Raw genomic sequence first — 11,559 nt, forward strand, 5'->3', positions numbered from 1 at the left:
GTTCTCGCGATGAATGAAGGTTAGAGGCGGAGAGAGACGTTATCGCCTTGCAGATCTGCTAGCCCGTCGGTCTTGTAAAGCGGCTTTGCGACGTTGGGCGCGGTCATACACAGGTTGCAAATCAGTTGGGATATCTTGCTGATTGAGATACTGCGTCAGCGATCGCACGGTTGGATATTTGAACAAATCAATGACGGCGATCTCTCGCTTCAAACTTGATTGCAGCGCATGTTGTACCTGAATCACTAAGAGAGAATGTCCGCCCAATTCAAAGAAGTTGTCATCAATGCCGACTTGCTCTACTGCCAAAGCCGCTTGCCAAATGCCTGCGATCGCTTGCTCTAGCTCATTTTGCGGTGCGACATAATTGACCTGAAGTGTAGGGCGATCGCCTTCTGGCTCGGGGAGCGATTGGCGGTCTACCTTACCGTTGGGCGTGAGCGGAAACGCATCCAATATCACATAAGCAGCAGGCAGCATGTAAGCTGGTAGCCGTTGTTTGAGAAAATCGCGCAACTCTTGCTGGGTTTCAGGGTGGCTGTTGACCAGGACTACATAAGCAACCAAACGAACTTGACCCGGTTGATCTTCTCGCGCCAGCACCAAAGCTTCTTGCACGTTGGGATGTTGAGCGAGTGTCGCTTCAATTTCTCCCACTTCAATCCGAAAACCCCGAATTTTAACCTGATGATCCACCCGTCCCAAGAACTCTAGATGCCCGTCAGTGCGGTAGCGGACGCGATCGCCAGTTTTATATAAGAGTGAGGAATAAGAGGGGCGAGGAAGATCCTTGAATGGATTGGGAATAAAGCGTTCATTCGTGAGATCAGGACGATTGAGGTAGCCTCTGGCGACACCGACTCCACCGATATAGAGTTCACCAGGAATCCCAATAGGTACGGGTTGCTGATGGGCATCTAGCACATAGAGCTGCACATTGGGGAGCGATCGCCCGATGGGAACCTCGTGATCGAATGGCACAGCGCGTGGACCCGCAATATCGCAATAGGTCGCTGTTACCGTGGTTTCTGTTGGCCCGTAGGCATTCACTAATCGGATCTGCGAATTTGCGTATTGTTTCCACAGATGCACTGAGTCAGGGAGTGCCTTTTCACTCCCAATCATCACCAGCCGCAACGATTCGGGCAGGGTGAGGGTTGCCGTAGAGAGCGCATGAACCAGTTGGTGCCAAAAGGCAGTTGGCAAATTTAGAACAGTAATGGCTTGGTGACGACAATGCTGCAAGAAGCTAGCCATTGACTCAAGCATTGAGCCTGTACGCAAGACCAGCGTTGCCCCTGCTGCCAAGGTTGAGAAAATCTCTTCTACTGCCACATCAAAGCTAATCGAGGCAAATTGCAGCACCTGATCGCCTGATTTAATCTCGTAGATCTGAATGGCACTATCAACAAAGTGAGTTAGCGATCGTCGCTCGATCATCACGCCCTTGGGCTTGCCTGTAGAACCTGAGGTGTAGATGAGATAAGCTAAATCGTCTTCTGTGGCAGCACAAATAGGAGAAGTGATTGGATACTGGGCAATCTCTGTCCAACTTGTGTCGAGGTTAATGCGCTGCAGGGTGGGAGGGACCGGCAAAGTGATGTCTTGTTGAGTTAACAAGATGGCAACCTGAGCATCTTCCAGCATGAACAAGAGGCGTTCTTCTGGATAGTTGGGATCTAGCGGTACATACGCGCCCCCAGCTTTGAGAATTGCCAGAATGCTAATGATTAGCTCAGGCGATCGCTCTAAACAAACTCCTACAAATGTGTCTTTTGTTACTCCTAAGCTTTGCAAGTAGTGAGTAAGCTGATTAACACGCTCATTCAGTTCTCTGTAAGTTAAGGATGTCTCTGCATCAACTAACGCTGGCATATCTGGAGTGGCGATCGCCTGTTGCTCAAATTGTTTCTGGAACGATAGTTGTGGCAGATCATGAGTGCCTGAGTTCCAATCCACCAAAAGCTGTTGACGCTCAGCAGATGGCAGAATTGGCAGCGTGGCGAGCGATTGATCGGGTGCTTGAAGGATACTGGCGAGGAGTGTTTGGAAATGCTCTACAAAACGGGCGATCGCAGATTGGTCAAACAAATCGGTGCTGTATTCCACCCAGCCCATCAGTGTGCCGTGGCGCTCTTCCATATCCAAGCTGAGGTCAAACTGAGAGGTTCCCGTATCCACATCTAAGGATTCTAGGGAAAGTCCTGCGAACTCCAAGCTAGAAGCTGGCATGTTTTGCAGCGAAAACCAGGTTTGGAAGAGGGGGTTGCGGCTGATATCGCGATCGGAATGCAGTTGTTGCACGAGTTGATCGAAGGGTAAATCTTGATGCAAGTAAGCATCTAACGCCACCCGTCGCACTCGCTTCAACAGTTCTTGAAAGCTGGGATTACCGCTTAACTCAGTTCGCAACACAATGGTATTGACGAAGCAACCCATCAAGTTCTCCAGCGCTGGCTGATTGCGATTGGCAATAGGAGAACCGACCAGGAGATCGGTCTGACCACTGTAGCGATATAGCAACACCTTAAAAGCTGCCAACAGTGTCATAAACAGCGTCACGCCTTCTCGCTGACTCAACGCTTTGAGCGCAGTAGTTTGATCAGCCGAGAGGGTAAAGGCAAGTTTATCGCCTCGGAAGCTGGGTACGGCTGGGCGTGGATAAGTTGTGGGTAGTTGCAGGACAGGTAATCCCTCTAATTGCTGCTGCCAATAGGTTTGATGCAGTTGGAAGGCTCCGGTTTGCCACTGTTGCCGCTGCCACAGCGCGAAGTCTACGTATTGAATGGGTAACTCTGGGAGAGCAGGATCTTGGCCTAACTGAATGGCTTCGTAGTGAACCGCTAATTCCTCAATCAATACCCGTGTCATCGACCAACCATCGGCGATCGTGTGATGGAAGGCGAGCAATAGCACATGGTGAGTGTCACTCAATCGCAACAATTGCACCCGCCAAAGAGGATACTGCTCGAGATCAAAAGGTCTGCTGGCCTCAGATTGCAGTAGCGATCGCAGTTCTGTTTCTGGATCATTGAATGAGGTGCAATCCACAATCGCCAGTTGGAATGGCAAGCCAGACTCAATGATCTGCACAGGTTGCCCACCCTGCGCCATGAACCGAGTCCGCAGAATTTCGTGGCGTTGGGCGATCGCCTGCAAACTCTGCTCTAGCACCGGAACGGATAACGCCCCGGTGAGCTGAATTGCCACAGGCAAGTTGTAGAACGGGCTATCCGGTTCTATTTGGTGCACAAACCAGAGACGTTGTTGGGCAAAAGATAAGAAATAGGTGTCAGCAATCGCATCCCGTTTGAGGATTGAGTGCGATCGCTCACCTCCTTCTTCAAGCTGAGCTAGAATTTGTTGCGTCAGTTCTGTCAGACTCACATCATCTAAGAAATCAATCGCGGAAATCGTCACTCTTAGATTGATCTCTAAATCGTTTTTCAGGGTCACTGCCATGATCGAGTCGATCCCTAGCGTATTTAGGGGTTGCTCAGGATTGATCTGATCTGGACGAACCCCCACCACAGCCGCCACTTGCCGCTGAAGTTCAACTTCCAAGACAGCCTGACGCTCTGTAGATGCGATCGCCAACAAGTCAGCGCGAGTTAATTCATTCGCTGCACTGTCATCGTGTATGACATCGATAATGCTGCTACCCGCAGCAGCTAAACTTCCTGCTAAAAAGTCGGCTCGACAAGCGCGACGTTGAATTTTGCCACTGGTGGTCTTGGGGATATGTCCTGGTTTTAGCAGCACTACTGCATATACCTGCACCTCAAAGGCTTGGGCGATCGCGCCTCGAATGGCTCCTGCGACTTTCTCCATGTCAGGCTGTTGGCGGAATTCTAGTTCCTGCACCACGACCAGCCGCTCTTCCTGATTCACCTCAACGGTAAACGCAGCCCCAGCCCCAATCTTTAGAGAAGGATGGCTTTGCTCGGCAGTGCGTTCAATATCTTGAGGATACAGATTGCGACCGCGAATGATGATCAGGTCTTTCACCCGTCCAGTGATAAACAACTCTCCCTCTTGCAAGAAGCCCAGATCCCCGGTTCTCAAGAAGGGGCCTGCAACTGTATCTGCCAGATAAGCACCAAAGGTAGCCTGAGTTTCTTCGAGGCGATTCCAGTAGCCTTGACCAACGCTAGGGCCTGTCACCCAGACTTCCCCAACTTGACCCTCTGCACAGGAGGTCAGGTTTTGGGGATGGGCGATCGCCACAGTTTGATCCGGGATACTTTGACCGCAACCTACCAATAGGCGCGTATCCTCAGTGTCAGGTGTCGCCTCAAGGATCTGATCTTGCTCTAAAGCGATCGCTTGCACGGTTTTGATCGGGGGTGCAATTCCAGGTGAACCGCCTGATACCATTAATGTTGCCTCTGCCATGCCATAGCAGGGATAGAAGGCTTCTGGGCGGAATCCGCATTCGGCAAAGGTTTCAGCAAAGGCTTTCAGTGTTTCACCCCGCACAGGCTCTGCACCGTTGAATGCTACTTGCCAATTGCTTAAATCCAGGGTTTGTCGCTGTTCCAGCGTGATTTTTTGTGCGCAGAGGTCGTAGGCAAAATTGGGGCCGCCGCTGGTCGTGGCTTTGTAGCGGGAGATCGCCTGGAGCCAACGATAAGGGCGCTGCAAAAACGTCGCAGGTGGCATCAGCACACAAGGAAACCCACCATAGAGCGGTTGTAAGATCCCCCCGATCAAGCCCATATCGTGATAAGCAGGCAACCAGGAGACAAACACGCTCTCAGGAGAATGCCCCATATATTGATAGGTCGTGGCGGCATTGTGGAGTAAGTTGCCGTGGCTGACCATCACCCCCTTGGGAGTACCGGTGGAGCCAGAAGTATATTGCAGAAAAGCCAACGTATCCTTATCTAATTGCGGCTCTTGCCAATCGTTTGCCAGATGCTTTGGTAGTTGATCGGTCGTTAACCATTGCAGCGAATCTAGTGCCGTATGCTCGCTTAGCAAAGATTGAATCTTATCAACCAAACTAGAAGTGGTGAGGGCGATCGCGGCTTCGGCATCCTGCACCATGCTGAGGATTCTGGGCGTGTTGCGGGCATTGCGGGGGGGATACGCTGGAACTGCTACGACCCCTGCATAGAGACAACCAAAGAATGCCGTCAAATAATCCAACCCAGGAGGATATAGCAGTAATGCCCGTTCTCCTTGCAAGTTCAGGGCTTGGAGTTGAGCCGCGATCGCTCGACTCCGTTGATCAAAGTCTGCATAAGTGAGCCAGTCTGACTCAGTTTCACCATCCGCTAAGAATGTAAAGGCTCGTTGGTTTGCTTGCTGGGATGCTCGCTCGCGGAGCAGTTCCACCATCGTTGGATAACCAATTGCAAATTCCAGATGATGCTGAGTCACACTTTACCTTCCTTGTAGATGCATCAGGCAGAAAACTGAGGGCTGATGTGAGTCATCACTCCTCGAGCCGATTGGAACTGGGAGTGACGATCGCGATCCCGTTGGTCATTCCAAAATTCAAGCCGAGGAGATGAGTCAATAGATTGCTAAAAATTCCGTTGAATGACTGATTACCTTGTCAGGTAGGGCTTCTAGCGTTTTAGCCAGCCATGATGTAATCGCTAAATTGAAACATTTCTAGAATTTCAAGATAAACACAAACTGTTTGTAAATGACATTAGTTCTCAATTAATATAGGTTCAACTTAAACCCTTGGCAACCCCTAAAAGAAAATTATTGTCAACTAGGAGCAAGTTTTATCTAGCCATCCATCCAATCTCCTACCTTTGAACCCACTTCGAATATCTTCCAAGTACTGGCAGTGAATGGAATACAGGATTGAATCAAATTTCTTGACACAATTTTGTTGAGAACTATTCTAAGTGTAGTAAGATGCCATTCAGACTTCCTATGACTTCTAATTGAGAATTAGTCTAGTCAAGGTTCTAGATACCCAGCGAGTTCATCGTTGATGAGGTGTCTCAGAATATGCTGCTGATAAATCAGCCAGTTGCAGTTAACGTGCTTTTCATTGATACGTGAGGAGATATGACCAGTAGACCGCAGTTCCTGAGTTGTAGCCTTGGCCTGCTTGGGGTGGTGCCCGCTCTGATTGCTAGCCCTGCTTGGGCACAGAGCAGCCAAATTACAAACGTTCAACTAAATCCCAAGGATGGCGGCTTAGAAGTTGTCTTGGAAACCAGCAATGGTGCTGCGGTTCGAGCTTTGACCACCAGTTCTGGAAATACGCTCACCACGGATATCACAAATGCACAACTGCGCTTAGCGGGCCAAGAATCTTTTCGTCAAACCAATCCAGCGGCGGGTATTGCCGAAGTCACTGTCACCTCACTGACCACAAATAGCGTACGGGTGACAATCGTGGGAGAGTCGGCTGTCCCCATCAGTGCGCTAACTCGTCAGGGAAATACAGTATTTTTAAACATCAATTCTGCGGGCGCGATCGCGACTGAAACATCTCCCACAGAATCTAACACGACGGAATCTGCCACCACTGAAACAGATACAACCGAGGCAGATACAACCGAGGCAAATACTGAAACCACCACAGAAGCGGAAACCACTACTGAAACAGATGATAGTGCCGCAGATAGTAGCGCTGGTGATGAGAGCGCTGAGGGTGAGAGTGATGCAATTCGGATTGTCGCGACCGATGATGAGGAGGAAGGCTACACAGTTAGACGCGCCACCTCTGCCACCAGAACAGAAGCCCCACTGCGAGATACACCCCGTTCAGTTCAGGTGGTACCAGAGCAAGTTTTAGAAGATCAGCGGGCAGTTCGCGTTGGAGAGGCGCTCCAGAACGTTGCGGGTGTCGCTCAAGATGATAGCTTTGGGGGAACGCGCGATCGCTTTACCATTCGCGGATTCTCTCAGGACACTTTTTTGCGGAATGGCTTCCGCCAAAACCAACGCAGCTTGCGGGAAAGCGTCAACGTTGAGCGGATTGAAGTTTTGCGTGGCCCCGCTTCAGTTCTCTATGGACAGCTAGAACCCGGCGGGGTAGTCAACCTGGTTACTGAGCAACCCCTGTTTGATCCTGCCTATAGTGCCGAACTATCAGTTGGTAGTTTTGGTCTGTTCCGCCCCAGCGTAGACCTGACAGGCCCAGTCAACGATGATGGCTCGGTGCGCTATCGCCTCAACGCTGTGTTTGAAGGCGGCGGTAACTTCCGCGACTTTGATCAAGATACCGATCGCTTCTTTGTGGCTCCTGTTCTGGCTTGGGATATTGGCGATCGCACATCTGTGGTATTCGAGGCTGACTACCTCAAAGACAAGCGTCCGTTTGACCGAGGCATTGTGGCAATTGGCGAAGGAATTGCGGATATTCCTTACGATCGCGTATTGGGTCATCCCGATGACGAAGGTGAAGTTGAAGAATTTTCGGTTGGCTATCAGCTGGAACATGAACTCAACGATAACTGGAAAATTCGCAACGGCTTGCGGTTTACCAAGGCTGACACCTTCGACTACCGCGCTGACTCTTGGTTTATTCAAGATAGCGGTCAACTCGATCGCCGTTTCTTGTCTAACGATGACGAGTCAGACACCCTAGACGTACAGACCAACATCACTGGGAAGTTCTCGACGGGTGCGATCGACCACACACTCTTGGTTGGGGTGGATTTTGGTCGGACATCGCGAGAAGGGACACAAAAATCTTTACCTGGTGATCCTGACTTCCCGATTGATATCTTTAATCCGGTTTATGGCGATCGCCCTGATATCTCGGAACTGACTGAGCCAGTTCGGGACGATGGCAGTCGGATCAATACGGTAGGGCTTTACCTGCAAGACCAAATTGACCTGACTGATAACTTGATCTTGCTTGCGGGTGGACGCATCGACTTCTTTGATCAATCCACCACCAACAACTTGTCAGGCCGAGAGTTTGAGCAGGACGATAATGCCTTCAGTCCACAAGTTGGTTTGGTCTACCAGCCAATTGAACCGATTTCTCTTTATGGCAGCTTCAGCCGCTCCTTTGTCCCCTCTCGATCCATCCGGGCCGACGGCTCTCCCCTAGATCCCGAACGTGGTACTCAGTATGAAGTTGGGGTGCGGGGTGAGTTTCTAGATGGTCGGTTGGTTACGAACTTAGCTGCTTTTGAGCTGACGAAAACCAACATTGCCACCCGTGACCCGAACAACAGACGCTTTAGTCTCCCTGTGGGTGAAGTTCGTAGCCGAGGGATTGAACTGGATGTCACCGGAGAACTAGCTCCAGGTTGGAACGTCATTGCCTCCTATGCCAACATTGAGGCCGAAATCACTAAAGATAACTTGTTGACCGTAGGCAATCGGCTGACCAACGTGCCCCGCAACAGTGGCAGTTTATGGTCTACCTATGAGATTCAGAGCGGCAACTTGCAAGGCTTTGGCTTTGGTGCAGGTTTGTTCTTCGTGGGCGATCGCGCAGGGGACCTCGATGCTACCTTCGAGCTACCTAGCTATGTCCGCACCGATGCGGTTGTCTTCTACCGTCGGGATAACTGGCGAGCTGCGATTAACATCAAGAACCTGTTTGATATCAATTATGTCGAGAACAGTGAAGGCTTCCGCGAATATATAAGTCCCGGCGAGCCCCTCACGATCATTGGTTCCTTGTCTGTATCGTTCTAAGGATACCTAACCCCCAGCCCCTTCCCTCATAGGGAAGGGGAGCTAGAGATATTTGATCCATATTTTACGTATGTCATGAACATGCTCAGGGTGGTTCGACAACTCAAGTTCTACTCACAAGAGATGGGAAAGATCTGGCGATCGCAAGTATCAGCGCAATTGCAAAGATATCGCGATCGCTGGCTGCGGTTGAGTCTGCTGCTCTTGCTCACCCTCATGACAACAGTTGCCTGTGGTCGAGATGTCGTTTCTGACTCTGGCTCTCAACCGTCGTTAAACTCTCCTGCGGCTACCACTAGCGAGACGCGATCGGTTCAGCATGCGATGGGGACGACTCAAGTGCCTGCCGCTCCCCAGCGAGTTGTGTCTTTGAGTTGGTTAGATACCGTGCTCTCCCTCGGTGTACAACCGATTGGTAGCAACCAGGTGAATGATTCTTATCTACAAGAGCGGACGGCGAATATCCCAAATGTGGGACGGTCTGGGGCTCCGAGCCTAGAAAAGATTTTGGCGCTCAAGCCTGATCTGATTTTGGGGTGGCAGACAGACCACAAAGCCATCTATCCGCAATTGTCTCGCATTGCGTCTACGGTGATTGATGATGGAGAGGGTAGCGGAGCCTGGAAGAAGACATTGCAACTCTATGCCCAAGCCCTTGGCAAAACGGCTGAAGCTGAGCAACTGATGGCCAAGTACAAAGCCCGTTTAGAAGAGTTTAAACAGAAGATGGGTGCGGGTACTGCTGGTTCCCAGCCAGATCAAACTCAGGTATCAGTGGTGCGGGTCTATCCAGATGGCATCAGCCTTTATTTAAAGGACTCCTTCTGTGGCACGATCTTGGCAGATGCAGGGTTATCTCGTCCGTCTTCTCAAAATTTGAGTGCTTCAGAAGCAAAGGCTTTGGGTGGCAATTCGGTGCAGTTGTCGATTAGTCGAGAGCTGTTGAGTCAGGCAGATGGAGATGTCTTGTTTGTCTGGACAGGGGAGAATGATGCCAAATCAACTCAGGCTGCTCAGAAGCAATTGGAGCAACTCAAGTCTGATCCCCTCTGGGCCAACCTAACAGCCGTGAAACAAAACCGCGTTTATCAAGTACCCAAGTACTGGATTGGCAGTGGCCCGATCGCCGCCAATTTGGTGATTGATGACTTGTTCAAATATTTGGTCGATGAGGCTTAGATATGTCTGAGCATACTTTGTTCATTTGCAAAAGCTGTGGCCCTGACCGCAAAAGCAGCTCTCCTCATCTATTAGATGAAGTGTTGTTGGCTAATGCAGCTCAACCATCCGGGTTGCAAATTGAAGCGACAAGCTGTCTGTGGACTTGCGATCGCCCCTGCTCTGCCTCCTTGATCTGTCCCGGCAAGTACAGCTATCACTTCACAGATTTGTCACCAGATCAAGCCAGCGATCTATTGACCTTTGCCGCTCAGTACCAGGAGAGTGGAGATGGCTATGTCAAACCGCCCAAGATGCCAGAATCGTTGCTGCCCAAACTGCTAGTCCGTATTCCTTCGCCCTCGGCTGCTTGAATGGAACCCAATCAACCTACTAGCCTGCGGAAATTTCTCATTCTTTGGAGTGGGCAGGTAGCCTCAGTGCTCGGCACAGAGATGACCAACTTTGCGATCACGCTTTGGGCTTGGGAACTCACAGGTCAGGCAACACCGCTGGCCTTGATTTTCTTTTTTACCCGTACTCCAAAGGTAATTGCGGCTTCCTTTGCAGGTGTACTGGTCGATCGCTGGAATCGCAAGCAATTGATGATGATCGGCGATGGCATGGCAGGGATATCTACAGTGGTGCTTCTCAGCTTGCTGCTCACTGATCAGTTAGCGATTTGGCATCTGTATATTGCGGGAGCAGTGAATGGTCTGTTTGGTTACTTTCAAGACCTAGCCTACTCGACTTCCATGTCGCAAGTTGTGCCCAAGCAGCACTATGCCAGAGCCACCGCAATGGACTCCTATCTCACCTATTCCGGTTCGGCAATCTTAGCTCCGGCGATCGCTGGCGTGCTGTATCCCCTGATTAAGCTTCCTGGCCTTCTCCTAATTGATCTCGCTACATTCCTGATCGCGGTTGGTACCGTTTGGTTTACCGCCATTCCGCAACCCAAAGTTGAAGCGAAACCCTTCTCTAAAGAGCAGCTTTGGGAAGAATTTACCTTTGGTTTCCGCTATATTTTCCGCCATCCCAGCTTATTAGCAATTCTCCTGTTTTTATTAAATTCCAATCTCCTTACCAATGCAGCCTGGGCAATTCAACCTGTGATGATCTTGGCGTGCAGTCAAGATAATGCCACAGCCCTTGCTAGCGTTCAAGCCGCGATCGGAATTGGGGGCGTGGTTGGTGGTGTGCTGCTGAGTGTCTGGGGCGGTCCCAAACGGCGCATTCATGGTCTACTTTTGGGCCAAACTTTTGGCGAACTCAGCAGTGTATTTTTGGGATTGTCGAAATCCTTACCACTTTGGATGGGCACAGGGTTCCTGGCTGCTATCTTTTCTCCGTTCATTGGTAGCTCCAATCAAGCTATTTGGCTCTCCAAAGTCGATCCAGCGGTTCAAGGAAAAGTATTTGCCTCGCGTTATCTAATCGCCCAGTTGGCGGCACCCCTAGGACTGGCGATCGCGGGTCCCTTAGCTGATAAAGTTTTTGAGCCTGCCATGCAACCCGGAGGCTTTCTCACGCCTCTTTTTAGCGGTATCTTCGGCACAGGAAACGGTGCAGGTATTGCGCTGCAATTCACTTTATTCTCTATTTTAGGCGTGCTGGTAGGTGTAGGTGGATATGCTTTTCGTACTTTACGAGATGTAGAAACACTGGTACCTGATTATGATATTAAGACCTCTTCCCCAACCCCTTCTCTAGTAGGGAAGAAGCACTAAATTCAAAATCCCTCACCTCACAGGGGAGGGATTTAGGGAG

5 protein-coding genes are annotated in these 11,559 nt (G+C 50.4%); 4 read left to right on the forward strand and 1 reads right to left on the reverse strand.

What is annotated here, in order from left to right:
* Positions 1-39: 39 nt before the first annotated feature.
* On the reverse strand, positions 40-5,385 hold the full coding sequence (locus tag H6F68_RS06035) for a non-ribosomal peptide synthetase (protein WP_313930037.1): 5,346 nt from the start codon (positions 5,383-5,385) through the stop codon (positions 40-42).
* Between the two features lie 648 nt (positions 5,386-6,033).
* Between H6F68_RS06035 and H6F68_RS06040 the strand changes: the two genes are divergently transcribed.
* From H6F68_RS06040 to H6F68_RS06055, 4 genes are all read left to right on the forward strand, one after another.
* Positions 6,034-8,631 (forward strand): TonB-dependent receptor, encoded by a 2,598-nt coding sequence (locus tag H6F68_RS06040; protein ID WP_190557318.1) that lies wholly within the window; start codon positions 6,034-6,036, stop codon positions 8,629-8,631.
* 75 nt (positions 8,632-8,706) lie between these two features.
* Positions 8,707-9,810: an ABC transporter substrate-binding protein gene (locus tag H6F68_RS06045; RefSeq protein WP_199299937.1), complete on the forward strand. Its 1,104-nt coding sequence runs from the start codon at positions 8,707-8,709 to the stop codon at positions 9,808-9,810.
* Between the two features lie 2 nt (positions 9,811-9,812).
* Positions 9,813-10,163 carry a DUF1636 domain-containing protein gene (locus H6F68_RS06050; RefSeq protein ID WP_190557320.1) on the forward strand — a complete coding sequence of 117 codons (351 nt, stop codon included), beginning with the start codon at positions 9,813-9,815 and terminating at the stop codon, positions 10,161-10,163.
* Positions 10,164-11,519 carry an MFS transporter gene (locus H6F68_RS06055; protein WP_242065377.1) on the forward strand — a complete coding sequence of 452 codons (1,356 nt, stop codon included), beginning with the start codon at positions 10,164-10,166 and terminating at the stop codon, positions 11,517-11,519.
* The last annotated feature ends 40 nt before the right edge of the window (positions 11,520-11,559 follow it).

It is taken from the genome of Trichocoleus sp. FACHB-262 (assembly GCF_014696035.1).
Classification (GTDB): Bacteria; Cyanobacteriota; Cyanobacteriia; order FACHB-46; family FACHB-46; genus Trichocoleus.

Coding starts and splice junctions, on each gene's coding strand:
- H6F68_RS06055 (WP_242065377.1), top strand. CDS start 10,164: ATGGAACCCAATCAACCTACTAGCCTGCGGAAATTTCTCATTCTTTGG.
- H6F68_RS06045 (WP_199299937.1), top strand. CDS start 8,707: ATGAACATGCTCAGGGTGGTTCGACAACTCAAGTTCTACTCACAAGAG.
- H6F68_RS06040 (WP_190557318.1), top strand. CDS start 6,034: ATGACCAGTAGACCGCAGTTCCTGAGTTGTAGCCTTGGCCTGCTTGGG.
- H6F68_RS06050 (WP_190557320.1), top strand. CDS start 9,813: ATGTCTGAGCATACTTTGTTCATTTGCAAAAGCTGTGGCCCTGACCGC.